Source organism: Acinetobacter sp. BD54 (assembly GCF_044778325.1).
In the GTDB taxonomy this organism is placed as follows: Bacteria; Pseudomonadota; Gammaproteobacteria; order Pseudomonadales; family Moraxellaceae; genus Acinetobacter; species Acinetobacter baumannii.
Map to the genome: position 1 here is coordinate 304896 of NZ_JANJEP010000002.1, position 16256 is coordinate 321151.

Annotated in this window: 19 protein-coding genes; 8 read left to right on the forward strand and 11 right to left on the reverse strand. The window is 39.9% G+C overall.

Translation table 11 applies throughout. The annotated features are described in order from the left end of the window. The first annotated feature begins 62 nt into the window (after positions 1-62). Positions 63-347, forward strand: a complete 285-nt coding sequence (locus NQ782_RS04190) for a GNAT family N-acetyltransferase (protein WP_001025680.1) — start codon at positions 63-65, stop codon at positions 345-347. Between the two features lie 107 nt (positions 348-454). Here the strand turns inward: NQ782_RS04190 and NQ782_RS04195 are convergent, their stop codons facing one another. Then, complete coding sequence (locus tag NQ782_RS04195) at positions 455-568, reverse strand: hypothetical protein (protein WP_002017921.1); 114 nt, start codon at positions 566-568, stop codon at positions 455-457. A 64-nt stretch (positions 569-632) separates the two neighbouring features. Between NQ782_RS04195 and NQ782_RS04200 the strand changes: the two genes are divergently transcribed. The 5 genes from NQ782_RS04200 to NQ782_RS04220 all read left to right on the forward strand — a co-directional run bounded on the left by NQ782_RS04200 (position 633) and on the right by NQ782_RS04220 (position 4521). Then, on the forward strand, positions 633-1292 hold the full coding sequence (locus tag NQ782_RS04200) for an amino acid ABC transporter permease (protein WP_001104464.1): 660 nt from the start codon (positions 633-635) through the stop codon (positions 1290-1292). Beyond that, entirely contained in the window at positions 1282-1947 is a 666-nt protein-coding gene (locus tag NQ782_RS04205; protein WP_057093683.1) for an amino acid ABC transporter permease, read from the forward strand. Before NQ782_RS04200 ends, NQ782_RS04205 begins: the two co-directional genes overlap by 11 nt. 2 nt (positions 1948-1949) lie before the next feature. Next, entirely contained in the window at positions 1950-2681 is a 732-nt protein-coding gene (locus tag NQ782_RS04210; protein ID WP_001130357.1) for an amino acid ABC transporter ATP-binding protein, read from the forward strand. A 30-nt stretch (positions 2682-2711) separates the two neighbouring features. Further along, positions 2712-3572, forward strand: a complete 861-nt coding sequence (locus NQ782_RS04215; RefSeq protein WP_000476797.1) for a transporter substrate-binding domain-containing protein — start codon at positions 2712-2714, stop codon at positions 3570-3572. 82 nt (positions 3573-3654) lie between these two features. After that, positions 3655-4521 (forward strand): cysteine ABC transporter substrate-binding protein, encoded by an 867-nt coding sequence (locus tag NQ782_RS04220; RefSeq protein WP_000209980.1) that lies wholly within the window; start codon positions 3655-3657, stop codon positions 4519-4521. 37 nt (positions 4522-4558) lie between these two features. On the opposite strand, the gene NQ782_RS04225 is transcribed toward NQ782_RS04220, so the two are convergent. Together NQ782_RS04225 and NQ782_RS04230 are read right to left on the reverse strand one after the other, a co-directional pair. After that, positions 4559-4678 carry a hypothetical protein gene (locus tag NQ782_RS04225; RefSeq protein WP_086230958.1) on the reverse strand — a complete coding sequence of 40 codons (120 nt, stop codon included), beginning with the start codon at positions 4676-4678 and terminating at the stop codon, positions 4559-4561. Between the two features lie 74 nt (positions 4679-4752). Further along, complete coding sequence (locus NQ782_RS04230) at positions 4753-5688, reverse strand: LysR family transcriptional regulator (RefSeq protein ID WP_057093681.1); 936 nt, start codon at positions 5686-5688, stop codon at positions 4753-4755. A gap of 91 nt (positions 5689-5779) precedes the next feature. On the opposite strand from NQ782_RS04230, the gene NQ782_RS04235 reads away from it, so the two are divergent. Next, positions 5780-6418 (forward strand): LysE family translocator, encoded by a 639-nt coding sequence (locus tag NQ782_RS04235; protein ID WP_057093679.1) that lies wholly within the window; start codon positions 5780-5782, stop codon positions 6416-6418. Between the two features lie 631 nt (positions 6419-7049). On the opposite strand, the gene NQ782_RS04240 is transcribed toward NQ782_RS04235, so the two are convergent. The 5 genes from NQ782_RS04240 to NQ782_RS04260 all read right to left on the reverse strand — a co-directional run bounded on the left by NQ782_RS04240 (position 7050) and on the right by NQ782_RS04260 (position 12604). Beyond that, positions 7050-9011 (reverse strand): family 2A encapsulin nanocompartment cargo protein cysteine desulfurase, encoded by a 1962-nt coding sequence (locus tag NQ782_RS04240; protein ID WP_057093677.1) that lies wholly within the window; start codon positions 9009-9011, stop codon positions 7050-7052. Then, positions 8986-9918, reverse strand: coding sequence for a family 2A encapsulin nanocompartment shell protein (locus NQ782_RS04245; protein WP_001107594.1), 933 nt, complete (start codon positions 9916-9918; stop codon positions 8986-8988). Before NQ782_RS04245 ends, NQ782_RS04240 begins: the two co-directional genes overlap by 26 nt. A gap of 240 nt (positions 9919-10158) precedes the next feature. Next, a complete protein-coding gene (gene epsC / locus NQ782_RS04250) occupies positions 10159-11100 on the reverse strand; it encodes a serine O-acetyltransferase EpsC (RefSeq protein WP_086230959.1) in 942 nt (313 codons plus the stop codon). A gap of 18 nt (positions 11101-11118) precedes the next feature. After that, positions 11119-11628: a rhodanese-like domain-containing protein gene (locus NQ782_RS04255; protein ID WP_002045711.1), complete on the reverse strand. Its 510-nt coding sequence runs from the start codon at positions 11626-11628 to the stop codon at positions 11119-11121. A 238-nt stretch (positions 11629-11866) separates the two neighbouring features. Then, positions 11867-12604, reverse strand: coding sequence for an SDR family oxidoreductase (locus tag NQ782_RS04260; protein ID WP_267581178.1), 738 nt, complete (start codon positions 12602-12604; stop codon positions 11867-11869). Between the two features lie 125 nt (positions 12605-12729). Between NQ782_RS04260 and NQ782_RS04265 the strand changes: the two genes are divergently transcribed. Beyond that, complete coding sequence (locus NQ782_RS04265) at positions 12730-13650, forward strand: LysR family transcriptional regulator (protein ID WP_000357078.1); 921 nt, start codon at positions 12730-12732, stop codon at positions 13648-13650. A 37-nt stretch (positions 13651-13687) separates the two neighbouring features. On the opposite strand, the gene yghU is transcribed toward NQ782_RS04265, so the two are convergent. The 3 genes from yghU to NQ782_RS04280 all read right to left on the reverse strand — a co-directional run bounded on the left by yghU (position 13688) and on the right by NQ782_RS04280 (position 16233). Continuing rightward, the gene (gene yghU / locus NQ782_RS04270) at positions 13688-14548 is read right to left on the reverse strand and encodes a glutathione-dependent disulfide-bond oxidoreductase (protein WP_057093211.1); all 861 of its coding nucleotides are present in this window, start codon (positions 14546-14548) and stop codon (positions 13688-13690) included. 33 nt (positions 14549-14581) lie between these two features. Beyond that, entirely contained in the window at positions 14582-15208 is a 627-nt protein-coding gene (yfcF, locus tag NQ782_RS04275) for a glutathione transferase (protein WP_057093213.1), read from the reverse strand. 119 nt (positions 15209-15327) lie between these two features. After that, positions 15328-16233 (reverse strand): LysR family transcriptional regulator, encoded by a 906-nt coding sequence (locus tag NQ782_RS04280; protein WP_000949917.1) that lies wholly within the window; start codon positions 16231-16233, stop codon positions 15328-15330. Between the last annotated feature and the right edge of the window lie 23 nt (positions 16234-16256).

A 16256-nucleotide genomic window follows, 5' to 3' on the forward strand; every position in this document is an offset into this window, starting at 1 on the left:
TAGATAAAGATTATACAAAGTCATTTTTAAATAAATACGATTTGTAATATGAGGAATTCATTGTGAATATTCAACAAAAAGATGATACAAAACACGGCAGCTTTAGCTTACTTGATGGTGAAACCGTTGCAGGTGAAATGACTTATACATGGGCAGGCGAAAGCATGCTAATTATTGATGCCACAGATGTAAACGAAAATTATCGTGGACAAGGTGTAGGTCGCCAATTACTTGATGCTTTGGTAGCTTTTGTTCGTGAAAAAGACGTAAAAGTAATTCCGCTTTGCCCATATGCTAAATCGGTTTTTGATAAAGACCCAAGCATTGGTGACGTACTTAGAAAATAAGCAATAAATTGAAAATCATTTAATAAAAATCGGGTGTTGGTGTCCGATTTTTTTATTGGTTTTATTACTCATCTTTGTTTTAGTGAATATGTTTTAAGCAGTTGTATTCAACTGATTTGAAGGTTTTCGATTGCCAAATCGAATTTATCAAACTTATAGAAAAGCTTATCTAATAAAAATAGTTTTAGACCAATTGGGAAAAAAATAAACTTGTTACACAAATATTTAATGGCTGACGAAAGCTAAATATTTATAACGTTTTAATATTATTTGTTGGAATTTTCCTTGAACTGGCAGTATATCCATAGTGTGTTGCCGCAATTTTTCTCTGCAACTTTGACCACGCTGAAAATTTCAATTATCAGCATTATTTTGGCGATTATTGTAGGGCTAATTTGCAGCATTTTAATCACATATCGCGTGCGGGTGCTAAATAGAATTGCCCAGTTCTATATTGAGTTATCTCGAAATACCCCTTTATTAATTCAACTGTTCTTTTTGTATTACGGTTTGCCGAAACTCGGTATCAAAATTGATGGTTTTGCTTGTGGTGTGATCGGACTGACCTTTTTAGGTGGAAGCTATATGGCTGAAGCTTTCCGAGCAGGTTTGCAGTCGGTGGCCAAAGGGCAGATTGACTCAGCAAAAAGTATTGGTCTAAAACCGACTCAAATTTTTAGATATGTCATTTTCCCTCAAGCGCTTGCCATTTCAATTCCGGCAATAGGGGCAAATTGCCTATTTCTAATTAAAGAAAGTTCTGTGGTGAGTGCCATTGCTGTTGTTGAGCTGCTTTTTGTCACCAAAGACTTAATTGGTATGGACTATAAAACCACCGAAGCTTTGTTCTTACTCATCATGGCTTATCTGATTATTTTATTGCCCGTGTCTATTTTAACCAGCTATCTAGAGCACAGAAGTCGGAAGGTGAGCCATGGAACTTGATTATTTATTTCAAGCGTGTCACCTCGAACGTTTAATGTGGGGACTTTGGGCAACTGCAAAAATTGCATTTATTTCAGTGTTTTTCTCTGCAATTTTCGGGACAGTCTTCGGCGTCATTATGACTTCTAAGAATATAGTCGTTAAAGCGCTGTGCCGCCTGTATCTAGAAGCGATCCGAATCATTCCAATTTTAGTTTTGCTATTTGTGTTTTATTTCGGCTTTGCGACATGGTTTAACTGGCAGTTTTCAGCAATGTGGGTATGCATTGTTGTATTTGTTTTATGGGGTACGGCAGAAATGGGCGATTTGGTTCGTGCAGCCATTACTTCGATTGATCAGCATCAACGTGATTCAGCCTATGCGCTCGGACTAACTCATGTTCAAGCTTTGATCTACGTCATTTTTCCGCAAAGTCTAAAACGAATAACACCAGGCGCGATTAACTTATTTACCCGAATGGTGAAAACCAGCTCTTTAGCAGTCCTGATTGGTGTGGTTGAAGTCATTAAAGTTGGCCAGCAAATTATTGAAAATTCGCTGTTGACCGTGCCAAGCGCTTCTCTTTGGATTTATGGCTTTATTTTTATTTTGTATTTTCTGATTTGCTATCCCTTATCTCGTTTGGCGGCACATTTGGAAAAGGTCTGGGAGTAATTATGCCTTTGTTATCGATACAACAATTACAGAAATCATTTGCACAAAGTCATATTTTACAGGGCATTGATCTGGATGTAGAACAAGGAGAGGTGGTTGTTATTTTAGGTCCATCGGGCTGCGGTAAAAGTACCTTATTGCGCTGTATTAACGGCTTAGAACCGATTCAGGGTGGTGAGATTCGTTTAAAAGGCTCAGGTGTGCTTGGTAAAGACGTGGACTGGACTAATGCTCGTCAAAAAATTGGCATGGTTTTTCAGAACTATGAGCTATTTGGGCATATGAACGTCATCGACAATATTTTGCTTGGACCACTCAAAGTACAAAAACGCCATCGTGATGAAGCAGAACAAGTAGCAGATGAGTTGTTAAAGCGAGTCGGGCTATATGAGCGAAAACTCGATTATCCACGACAACTTTCTGGCGGACAAAAACAGCGTATTGCCATTGTCCGTTCATTGGTCATGCAACCTCAGGTGATTTTACTTGATGAAATTACCGCTGCGCTTGACCCAGAAATGGTTAGGGAAGTGCTCGATGTAGTACTCAAGTTAGCGAATGAAGGAATGACCATGTTGATTGTGACACATGAGATGTCCTTTGCACGCAAGGTTGCCGACCGCATTATTTTTATGGATAAGGGCAAGATTATTGAACAGGCTTCACCAGAAGAGTTTTTTGAACAGCCAAAAACAGAACGAGCGAAAGCTTTCTTAAATATTTTGTCGTACTAAATTTTTATTATTTGAATCATGAGGAAGTGAATGTTTAAACGTAATTCAATAAAAATATTAAGCAGTCTTGCCGTTGCTGGAGTTTTATTAACTGCATGTAGTAAAACGCCATCAACTGAACAGGCAAGTAATAGTCAAGAAGACCATTCTTTAGAACAAGTCAAAAAAAATGGGGTTCTACGCGTTGCTGTTTTTGCCGATGATCCGCCGTTTGGTTATGTAGACAGTGCTGGTAATAATCAGGGCTTTGATGTGGCTCTAGCAAAACGGGTGACTAAAGACTTGCTCGGTGATGAAAAGAAAGTTGAGTTTATTGTGACTGAAGCTTCAAATCGGGTGGAGTTTTTAAAATCAAATCGTGCCGATGTGGTGTTCGCGACATTTACAGTAACCCCTGAGCGTAAGGAAGTTGTCGATTTTGCCGAACCTTATTTAAAAGGGGCTTTTGGGATTGTCTCGCCTAAAGCCAAGCCGATTACTGACATTGCTCAATTAGAAGGTAAAACCTTAATCGTAAATAAAGGCACAAGTTCGGATACTTACTTTACCAAGCATTATCCGAAAGTGAATTTACTCAAGTTTGAAAGAAACTCGGATGCCTTCAAAGCTTTAACCGACGGTCGTGGTGACGCAATTTCACAAGATAGTACGTATGCTTTGGCATGGGCCGCGAAGAACCCAAGTTATGTTGCGGGTATTCAGTCTATTGGTGATCAAGAGTTTATTGCACCGGCAGTTAAAAAGGGCAATACCCAACTATTAAATTGGCTCAATACTGAAATCAAGCAGCTCAGAACAAGCGGTGAAATTAAGAAAATTTATGATGAAACCTTGAAACCAATTTACGGTGACTCGGTTAATCCGAATGTGTTTTTAGACGTAGGCCAATAATTTTCGATATCGCTAGAGCAGTGCCTAAAAGTAGGCGCTGTGATTCTAAATAAGACTTTTACAAGAACGATAGGGTGAAATAATGACAACATTAACATTTCAAAACGTGAAGCATATTTTGGCTGCATCTTTACTGAGTTTGGGTTTGGTTGCATGTGATAAAGGAACTCAGTCTACTGAAAAATCGGCCGATACCACACAAACTACGTCAAGTATTGAACAGATCAAAAAGAATGGTGTGGTACGAATTGGCGTATTTAGTGATAAACCGCCGTTTGGATATTTAGATGCTCAAGGTAAAAACCAAGGCTTTGATGTAGAGATTGCCAAGCATGTCGCTAAAGATCTACTCGGTGATGAAAACAAAGTTGAGTTCGTTTTAACTGAAGCAGCTAACCGTGTCGAATATTTAAAAGCCAATAAAGTAGATATTATTTTTGCAAACTTTACTGTTACCCCAGAACGTAAAGAGGTGGTCGATTTTGCTAAGCCTTACCTAAAAGTGGCGCTCGGTGTGGTTTCTCCTAAAAGCCATCCAATTACCGATGTGGCTCAACTTAAAGATAAAACCTTGCTGGTAAACAAAGGTACAACGGCTGATTCATTCTTCACCAAGACTCATCCTGAGATTAAACTACAAAAGTATGAGCAAAACACTGAAACTTTTGATGCTTTAAAAGATGGTCGTGGTGCTGCGCTTGCACATGATAACTTGCTGGTTTTAGCTTGGGCTAAAGAAAATCCAAATTACACCGTTGGCATTACCAATTTAGGTGAGCAGGACTTAATTGCACCAGCAGTGAAAAAAGGTGATAAAGAGTTATTGGACTGGTTAAACCAAGATTTAGAAAAATTGGCAAAAGAAGGTGTGATTCATCAGGCTTATGAAAAAACGTTAAAACCAGTGTATGGCGATACGATTAATCCAAAAGATCTATTGGTTGAATAATTCTAATAAAGAGGACTCTAGATAGGATTTGCTCGTGCTAAGATTCATCTACAGCCTGCCCATAATTTATAAAGATAATGTTTTTGCAATATTTTTTATAGATGTAAACAGTGGTCAGGTTCTGTAGATGAGAAAGTTTTTTGGTTAATTTTTCCAAAAAAGTAACAGAATTAGCTGATGGCTTTAGAGATTAAAGGTAGGAGTCCATCGTGCTAATTCTTTGACTTTATATTACTTTAATTTAAATAAAGTCGGCTCTGCTGCTAATTTATCTGCCAAATATTGAATAAACACACTTAATTTAGGCGGGACATGCCGTGTCGGTGGGTAGAGTAACCACAGCCCGCCACTGTAATAGGTTTTAAAATACCAATCTGGTAAAACCTGAACTAAGGTACCTTGTTGTAGAGCATGGCGTGCAACGAAGTATGGCAAGCTCGCAATACCTAAATGCTGTAATGCAGCACTCAAACGCACACCCGTATGATTTGCAGCATAACGACCATGCACGGCAACACTTATCGATTTATTTCCTTGTTGAAATTTCCACTTTGAGTCACTGGCTTGTTCGCCCAAGTAAATACATTCATGCTGCTTTAAATCATGAGGATGGTTCGGTGTACCGTGCTTGGACAAATATTCAGGTGTAGCACAAACCAAGTGATCAATATCAATCAGCTTTCGACCCATAAGGCCACCCGGTGGTTGCTCTGTAATTCGAAGTGCTAAATCTACTCCATCATCAATCAGGTCTACATAGCGATCTTCTAAAAGCATTTGTATATCAATTTTGGGATAACGTCCTAAAAATTCGGGTAAATGCGGATGAATCATAAAATGTCCCACAGCTTTCGGAACACTCATACGAATAATACCTTCTGGCTCGACATGGAATTGGCCCGAACTTTCCATGACTGCTTGCGCAGCATTCACCATATCTAAACAACGTTGATAGACCTGTTGTCCACTTTCACTTAAACGAAGTTTCCGTGTGGTCCGATAGAGTAAGCGGGTACCTAAAGCACGTTCTAAACGAGCAATTGCACGACTAACAGCAGAAGGTGTTGTACCAAGCTGGCGTGCAGTTTCAGAAAAGCTTTCCGACTCGACAACCTTAACGAAAGTCGCCATTTCATTTAACAGAACCAGACTTTGATTTGTGCTCATGAGGCAAAAGTTATTTGGATTTTAATTGGATTATCGCGTCTAAAAAATCGCAATACAATCTTTTAGGTGATTTTCAGGAAACTAAATTGTTATGTGGCAGTTGTATGGGCATGAGTTTTTAACGCTAGCTCTTATTCACTTTATGGCGGTGATTTTACCAGGACCAGATTTTGTGATTACGGTAAGGCAAAGTGTACGTTATGGCTATTTGATAGGATGTCTGACTGCCATTGGTATTGGTGTCGGAATTTCAGTACATGTGTTTTATACACTTGTTGGTATTGGCTTTTTGATTCAGCAAAGCGAATGGTTCATGTCACTGATCAGAACAGCGGGGGCAGCTTACTTAGTGTATTTAGGATGGCAGTGTTTACGTAGCCAGCCGAATACAAATCTTGAGATCAATAACCAAACTGATAGTGATGCTCCAAGTTTGTTTAAAGCTTTTACGATGGGTTTTCTTACCAATGCGTTAAACCCAAAAGCCACTATCTTTTTTCTGGCAATTTTTACGACGGTTGTAAGTACGACCACACCAATGAAAGTTCAGGTTTTTTATGGAGTGTGGATGTGTATGGTCAATGCTATCTGGTTTATGGTGGTGAGTGTACTGTTTGCACAGCCTATCGTACGTAAAAGATTTTTGGAGTTTGGGGTTTATTTTGAGAGGGTGATGGGATTGTTGTTGATTGGAATTGCATTGAGATTGATTTGGGGATTGTTTAATTAAGTTGGATATCTATTGATATTTCCTCAGGTTAAATTCATCTGCAAGTTTTTAGACTAGCACAACGGAGTCCATACTTGCGTTTGCTAGTGCTAAATTTCATCCACAGCCTGCCCATAATTTATAAAGATAATGTATTTGCAATATTTTTTGAAAAATGAAAACAGAGAACAGGTTCTGTGGATGAGAAAGTTTTTGGTTACTTTTTTAAAAGTAACAGAATTAGCTACTTTCTTTGGAGACAAAAACGCTAAGACTCCGCCGTTATAACCACTAATGACTTTTAGTTTAACCTAAAGCTATTCACAAGCTCTTAGATAGCACGACAGAGTTTTATCGTTTAAAGCTTTAATTTCTTCAGTCGCCTTCGGCTGGACTTACTTTGGTTTCGCTCAAAGTAAGCAAAAGCATTGTCATCTGCAAAAACTGTCGACTTATTTCATTTAACTAATATTTCGCAGAAACAGAATCTTTTTGATGCTACGCAGGTTGCAGATGACTTTTGCTCGAGTAAATGTAGTGCTAGGACTATTTGAGTTTTAATAGTTTCCTCATAGAAAAATTGAATTTTAATAATGGCACGTTGTTTATAAAAAAGACCGCCCAAAAGCAGTCTTTTCTCAAAAAAATAAATTTAACTAGTACGCCTATTACGTGTCAGTTGATGTAACACTGACACCAATAAATCAATTTCTTCCGTCGTATTATAAAAAGCCAAAGACGGACGCACGGTCTGTTCTACACCAAAACGACGTAAAATTGGCTGTGCACAGTGGTGTCCAGAACGTACGGCAATACCATGCTGATTCAATGCTTTACCGACTTGTTCAGTTGAATAGCCTTGTAAGGTAAAGGACATAACACTGGCTTTGTGATGCGCTGTTCCGATCAAGCGTAAACCAGACACACTGCTCAGTGCATTTTGACCATATTCGAGTAGATCATGTTCATAGCGAGCAATGTTATGAATACCTAGACTTTCAACATATTCAAGTGCAGCACCTAAACCAACAGCATCGGCAATGTTTCCAGTTCCAGCTTCAAACTTGTTTGGTGCAGGTTGGTAAACTACCTGTTCGAAGGTCACATCCTGAATCATGTTACCGCCGCCTTCCCAGACAGGCATGCTTTCAAGTAGTTCTGGTTTTGCATAGACCGCACCAATTCCCGTTGGCCCAAACACTTTATGTCCAGAAAACACAAAAAAGTCTGCATCGAGAGCTTGTACATTAGTAGGGATGTGCGAAACAGATTGCGCGCCATCAACTAAAACACGGACACCTTTAGCATGCGCAATTTTAATGACTTCAGCAACAGGTGTGACTGTACCTAAAGCATTCGAAACTTGAGTAATCGACAACAGTTTAGTACGTTCATTAATCAGTTTCGGTAACTCTTCTAAAATAATCTGGCCCGTGTCATCAACAGGAATGACTCGTAATTTTGCTCCAGTTTTTTTAGTGAGTTGATACCAAGGCACAATATTGGCATGGTGTTCTAAGTGAGAAACGATGATTTCATCGCCTTCACCAATATTTTGCTCACCCCATGTTTTTGCAATCAGGTTAATCCCTTCGGTGGTGCCTCGTACAAAGATAATCTCTTTGGAAGAGGGTGCACCAATAAATCGAGCAACCACATTTCGCGCATGTTCATAGGCATCGGTTGCACGAGCTGCTAACTCATGTGCAGCACGGTGAATATTTGAGTTTTCATGCTGATAAAAATAAGCAATCCGATCAATCACACGTTGCGGTTTTTGTGTAGTTGCGGCGTTATCAAACCAGACTAATGGACGGCCATTGACGCGTTCTTGCAAAATTGGAAAATCGCGACGGATGGCATGCACATCGAGTGGTTGCGCACTGCTTGCCACAAAGGTTGGTTGTGATGGTTGATAGTGACTATAACTTTGTCCACTTTGAGGCAAGTCTAAAAAGTAAAATGCAGAGCTTGTTGAACTTTGGGGAGGTGTGTTCGTTGCAAAACGATCTTCCGTCAGTAATGACTTGAGCTGGTCACCATGTGGCAACTGAAAAGACTGTGCAACCGAATAATTATCTTCAACCCCTTTAACAGATGGTTCTATTGCATTGGGGGCAGAGAAATCATTTAAAAAATAATAAGGTGATTCACCTGTACCAGTGGGCAAGCTTGGTTCAATGCGTGGCACATTGGGTTCACTATGAGCAGCTTCTGGCAAATGTGGTTCAAATGGTGGGCGTGGCAAATTAGCTCCACCCACCACAGGCGCAGACGCTACAATTCGACGTTCAGGGTAGTCTGGCAAATTTGGAATATGTTCAGGATATTCCGGATTGAGACTTTTCTGAAAGGCGATATTGGGCGCACGACCACTGAGTGCAGAAAATGGTTCACCCGGTTGTGGTGGGTGCGGTGGTGCTCCGACAGGTAAATCCAAGTTAAGGCCCGATGGAGAAGCTGAATTGCTTGAGCTTGGCACTGCTGAAAAAAACTCATTAGCAAGTCGAGCAATGGTGGACTCATCAGGGAAGTTGGCTGGTGGGTTAACACCAGTCACTTCAGGCCCCGTTGGACTACCTTGCAGATTACTTGTAGTTAACTGGGTAGTCATGATATTTGTCCACCTCCACATCATCTAACACTGCCAAAGCATCGTCTGTTAATACTGCAAGTGAGCAATATAATGAGATTAGATATGAGGCAATCGCGTTACGGTTGATTCCCATAAAACGTACTGAAAGCCCCGGTGACTGTTCACCCGCAAGACCCGGTTGGAACAAACCAACAATCCCTTGACGTTTTTCACCAACACGAAGCAACAATATTTTAGTTTTGCCATCTTCTACAGGAATTTTATTTGATGGAATAAGTGGAATTCCGCGCCATGTAATGAACTGTGAACCAAACAGACTAACTGTTGGAGGCGGTACACCACGGCGTGTACATTCACGGCCAAATGCTGCAATCGCATCAGGATGCGCTAAGAAAAACCCCGGTTCTTTCCAGACTTTACGTAGCAAATCATCAAGATCATCAGGAGTGGGTGGGCCATTTAAAGTCGAAATACGTTGATCATCTGTCACACTTGCTAGTAAACCGTATTCAGGGTTATTGATGAGCTCACTTTCTTGACGTTCTTTAATGGTTTCAATGGTTAAGCGAAGCTGTTCTTTAATTTGGTCGTGTGGGCTGCTGTAAAGGTCGGCAACACGTGTATGCACATCTAAAACAGTAGATACACCATTTAAAAAGTATTCGCGTGGCTCTGGGTCATAATCAACAAAAGTTTGAGGTAAAGTTGCTTCATCACGTTGTGTGCAAGCCACCTGAATATCATCGGTATTATTGACACGATTTAGGCGATAAATACCTGCTTCAACAGGAATCCACTGAAGTAAGTGAGTCAGCCAGCGGGGAGTAATTGTAGAAAGCTGGGGAGCTGTTTTAGTTGCATTGGCCAGTTGACGGGCCGCATGGTCCCCAAGTGCAAGTTGGGCTTTGTCTGTATTTTTCGCCATGAATCATTTTTCCTTATTACATTGGCTTTTTGAAAATAAAAATTCTAGGATGTATATAAACTAGAATTAGTTCTGGTTTTAAAATTAAAATCGCGTTATAAATTTTTTAAATACTGAGCTTATTAATGAGTTATCTATTTTCTAAATAAAAATATATTTAAACTAGAAATAAGCATTTTATTAATCTGCACGTTCTTTGTTTATTTATCTCCTTATCTATTTATTTCACATCTATAGTTTTTAACCAGCAATATGATTTTTTTGATAAGACTCATTCGGTGACTGTAAAATCTGGCTACCTGCAGCAACACTATGGGTTAGCCAAACATTCCCCCCAATAATTGACCCTCGGCCAATGGTAATACGGCCTAAAATAGTGGCACCTGCATAAATCACGACATCATCTTCAACAATCGGATGGCGTATATAGTCTTTTTTCAAACCACCATCATCATTGGTTTCAAAGCGTTTTGCTCCAAGGGTCACGGCCTGATAAATACGAACGCGTTCCCCAATCACGCAAGTCTCACCAATCACCACACCCGTACCATGATCAATGAAAAATCCTTTGCCGATTTGCGCACCCGGATGAATATCAATACCCGTAGCAGAGTGGGCCAATTCCGAAATAATGCGTGACAATAAAGGCACTTGAGCATAGAGCTGATGCGCAATTCTGTGATAAATAATCGCAAATATGCCCGGATAGCAGAGTAATACTTCGTCTACACTATGTGCTGCTGGATCACCTTCATAAGCCGCCCGCACATCGCCGTCTAAAAGGCGCCGTATAGAGGGCAAAGTGTTGGCAAAATCCTGCACAATAGTTTGAGCAAGTTCTTGTGGCTGCTGCACTGGGCTTGAATGACTCAAATGTCGTTTCGCTTCATAATTTAAAGCCAGTTGTACTTGAGCATGTAAGGCTGTTAGCACCCGATTTAAAGTATAGGCAATATAAGAGTCTTCAGTTTCCTGACGTAAGTCGGCAGGGCCTAAACGCATGGGAAATAAAATGCCGCACAGGTCATCTAAAATGGCCTTTAAAGCTTCTTTAGATGGAAGTTCGCGGCCCCCAAATTCTTTTGTCCTGTGCTGTTGCTGACGCCAGTCATGCCTTGCTTGTTGTAAACCTTGTACAACCGCATTAATGTTCCATTGAGTCACAAGCTTTCCTTGATTCACTGAAAATTGATTGAAGTATTAGTCTTGTTGCCAAGGAAGTTGGTGGATGCGCCAGCCATTTTTCTGATTACGCTGTTGCTGTTCATTTAGATCACCTTCAAAGCCTTCAAGAACGTTATAAATATGTTCAAAACCTGCATTAAATGCGGCTTCGGCAGCTTGTGCGGAACGGTTGCCACTACGGCATAACAAAAGAATGGTTTTGTCTTTACCAACTTTTGATTCAAGTTCTTTTAAAAAGCGTGGATTACGATTAAATGACGTGCCTGTTGCCCATGCAACATGGATACTTTCAGGGACATAACCCACAAATTTACGTTCTTCATTGGTACGCACATCAACTAAAACAGCTTCTCCTTGTTGTACAAGCTGCCATGCGTCAACAGGTGATAAACTGCCACTAAAATTTAGTTCGTGTTCTTGTGCATATTGCTGTGCTTTAGCAAGGATATCTTCGGCTGAAAAGGACGTATTTGAACCATTTGAGATAAAACTTTGCGGAGTATCAGTATTTAATTTAGCGTTCATTGAATATATCCTTATCTTTGATTCAGATTGTTAAGGTTCAATTTACGCGGTTTTAAATATAAGCAAAAATAAGGAATATCTATTTATATATATTATTTTGATAAATAAGAGCGGTGAATATTTTATATAAAACAGTATTAGTTAATCTTATAAAGTTATTAAAATAAAATAAATTTAAGAAATTTTATTATTTAGTAAAAAACCGTACAGATCAAAATAATCCGCACGGTTTTTAAAATTAAGCAAATCCTCCATTTACACGAATGACTTGAGAGTTTACCCAGCGCCCATCTGGACCAGCCAGCATGGCAATTACGCCAGCAATTTCGTCAGATGTCCCGATTCGTTCCAATGGAGCAAGTTTTGCAATAGCTGCCACTTGCTCTTCAGTTTTTCCATTGTAAAAAAGGTCAGTGCCTGTCGGGCCGGGCGCAACAGCATTTACAGTAATATTCCGTCCACGTAACTCATTTGCTAACACATGTACCAAACCTTCAACACCTGCTTTTGAAGCAATATAAGGACCATAAGCCGGAAAAGATTTGGCAATTACACTGGTTGAAAGCGCAATAATCCGACCACCATCTGGCACTGTTTCGGCCGCATGCGCCAATATTAAAAACGCGCCACGTAAATTGGTATGAATCACTTTATCGAAATCTGGCAGGCTTTCAGGTGTAATTTTTGCCATAGGCATAATACCGGCACTATGAACTACCACATCTAACTGACCGTTAATCGCTTTAGCTTCTTGAAATAAACGGCTCACCTCATGTTCATTTGCAACGTCCGCTTGAATAGCTGAGGCTTGACCACCTTGCTCAATAATATGTTCTACAGTGGCTTGGGCATGCGCTTTATTGCCAGCATAATTAATAATCACATAAAAACCATCTTGAGTTAAACGTTCTGCAACAGCACGGCCAATACCACGTGATGCACCAGTAACCAGAGCTGTTTTTCTTGAAATATTCATTTTTAGATTGCCTATTTGATTAAGTATGGCTTATTTTAATAATATAGAAATATGGGATAAATCATCAGAATCGGATAAGATAATTCCATATACATTAACAATTGGTAGGGTCAAAAGATAACACCATGGACAAATTTGATACCTTGCAACTTTTTACCCGCATCGTAGAGCTGGGTAGTTTTAGTCAGGCAGCCGATCAGCTAAATATCCCACGTGCTACAGCAAGTAATGCGATTAAGGAGTTAGAGAGCAATTTACAGTGCCGTTTACTAGAGCGGACGACTCGGCATGTAAGACCATCACTAGATGGACAGGCATTTTATGAACGCTGCACACAAATATTATCGGAACTTGATGATGCCGAATCATCTTTACGCAATGTAATTGCTCAGCCCCGTGGTTTATTACGTGTCGATTTATCAGGCGCACATGCAACTAAAATTGTTTTACCCAATATCGACCAATTTCACGAGTTATACCCCGACATTGAAATGGTAATTAGTACGGGTGACCGCTTGGTTGATCTGATTAGGGAAGGGATAGACTGCGTGGTGAGAGCGGGCCGTTTAGATGATTCCACTTTAATTGCTAGACATTTGGTGGATATGCCACAAGTGATTTGCGCGAGTCCTGACTATTTAAATAAATATGGAACACCACAGCAACCAGAAGATTTATTATCACATTATTGTGTCAATTTCTTTTCGACATCAGGCGGGCGGAATTATCCATTTGAATTGATGGTGAATGGCAAAAAACAAGATTATTTTTTGAAAAGTTGGATCGCGGTAAATGATGCTGAAAACTATGTATTATCTGCCTTACAAGGGGCTGGCTTAATTCAAGTACCGCGCTACCATGTGGCAAATGAATTAAAAAGTGGGCGACTGGTTCAGGTTTTATCTGAGTGGGAAATTCCGAAGATGTCAGTTTCTGCTTTATATCCGCAGCATCGGCAGCTCTCACCACGCGTACGAGTTTTTGTAGCTTGGCTGAGTGAGTTATACACGAGTTATTTTGCCAACTTTGAATACCCGCAAAAATGAAATATCTTGCGGGTAAGTCAAAAACTGAATGATATTTTTAAGACTGATTCTGCAATTTATCTTGAGTCTTGGTCTCAAAATCACTCGCATCATGGCGTTCATGCAACTGCGTAGCTAAATCACCAAAAGTACGATTGACCATACGGCCACGTTGTACCGCAGGGCGCGCTAAAATCGCATCTGCCCAACGTTGAACATTTTTATATTGATCGACACCTAAAAACTCCGCGCCGTTATACACCCAGTTTTTAACAAGACCGCCATACCAAGGGAACGCTGCAATATCAGCAATGCTATATTCAGAACCAGCCAAATATTCGTTTTTTGCCAGATGTTGGTCTAATACATCAAGTAAGCGTTTTGTTTCCATTGCAAAGCGGTTAATTGCATATTCAATTTTAACAGGGGCATAAGCATAAAAATGTCCAAAACCACCACCTAAGTAAGGTGCACTGCTCATTTGCCAGAATAACCAATTGAGGCATTCAGTACGTGCAGCAATATCAGTCGGAATAAACGCTTTAAACTTTTCAGCTAGGTAAAGCAAAATTGAGCCAGATTCAAATACTCTTAATGGCGGGTTTTGGCTATGGTCAACCAATGCTGGAATTTTAGAGTTGGGATTAATTTCTACAAAGCCACTACCAAATTGCTGTCCTTCACCAATTTTAATCAGCCAAGCATCATATTCAGCATCTTTATGTCCTAACGCTAAAAGCTCTTCTAGCAAAATAGTGACTTTTTGACCATTAGGCGTTGCTAAAGAATAGAGCTGGAGCGGATGTTTCCCTACTGGAAGTGTATGCTCGTAACGCGCACCTGAGGTAGGTTGGTTTAAATCGGTTTTTTCTCCAGTCCATTGCCAAACTTGTGGAGGAATATAGTTTGAATCGCTCATTTTTTATCTCATGTTTGGTGTAAATATAAGGGTTTAGTTATGTCGTAAGGCAAGCCATTTTTGTACAGACGGACGTTGCCATTGCTGTAATGCATAATTTTTTAGGCGCTCTGGTACAGCATCACCATTTTGAATAAGACGTTGCAACATTAATGCAAGTTCAGCATCCACAATGCTCCATGAACCAAAAAGAAATTCAGCATCAGACGCAAGAAGTTTTTCTGCAACAAAGAAAAGTTTCTCGGCTGCTTTTTTGCCTTCTTCTGAAAGTGGAGTGGACTTGGGCTGAATAAAAATAACATCGGTTGGTCGTTCAGTTCTTAATGCCACCAAGTCTGATCTGAGCCATGCTTGAATTTGTCTTGCTCTTGCGCGAGCTTGAATATCTTTTGGATAAATAGCTGTGTCTGGATAAAGCTCTTCAAGATATTCCAAAATGGCGGAGGATTCTGATAAGGCAAAATCATTATGCTCAAGTACAGGCACTTTGGCAGTTAATGACTTTTCTACAAAAGATGTTTCAAACTGGCCTTGCTGACCTAAGTCGATGGTTGCTATTTCAAATGGAATTTGTTTTTCGTGTAGTCCTACAAAAACTGTAAATGCATAGGGACTTAGAAATTGTGAATCTGTATACAGCTTAAAATGCTCGTTATTCATTGTTATTGTCCGTGTGATAAACAGATGGGTCTAGTCTAAGTGAGCTAAGCCAAGATTGGGTAGCTTTTTTGTGGAAAAGCTTTATCGGTTTTTGAACTAAGCTATTTCGGTGGTCAACGTTAGGGTTTAATGTGCTGAAAATGTTGACGAACAATGCTAAGCCAAGCTTGTACTGCTGGTGAAACAGGAAGATTCTTTTTCCAAGCCATGACTAAGTGCCACTGAATATTTGGTTTTTCGAGTGGCACTGCTGCAAATAAAGTCGGGTCAAGCATGTCGGTATAATATTGAGGGAGAAGCGCAATTCCCATACGTTGTAACACCATGTCTGCCAAGAGATGCCATTGGCTGGTCCGGCAAGCAATGGTAGGGTAGAAACCATGCTGCTTACATGCATCGAGAATAATACTGTTTAAAGAGAAATTTTCAGGAAACATTAAAAACGATTGATGTTGTAGCTCTTCTAGATTTATTTTTTTACGTGTTGCCCAAGTCGCATCCCGACGTAAAAGAACCATTAAAGGGTAGTTACATAACTCGATGCTATTAAAAGTTTGTTCATCAAAAGGCTGCAATAAAACGCCAACGTCTAACTCATTGTTAAGCAAAGCTTGTTCAATACCGCGTGAACCCACTTCCATAAAAGCCAATTCAATATCTGGCCATTGACGATGAAAGTCAAATAGGGCAGTCGTTAGGAGCTGCGAACCTAAAGGTGGAACGCCAAGTTTTAAAGTACCTGTTTTTAATTGTTGATAGTTTTCTATTTCAAGAAAGATGTTTTGCTCTGCTTGAAGAAGCTCGACTGCATGTTGATAAATACGCTCTCCAATTTCAGTTAATTCAATTTGTCTTTTTCGTCCATGATCGGGTTTAACCAAAAGCTGTACCTGAAGCTGCTCTTCGAGTTGTTGTAATATTTTACTAATGGTGGGCTGAGTCAGATATAACTCTTCAGCAGTACGGGTAAAACTTTTAGTTTTAACCAGAGTAACAAAGCACTGTAATGATTTTAGAGAAAGCATAATAAAGAATAGATTATTCCATT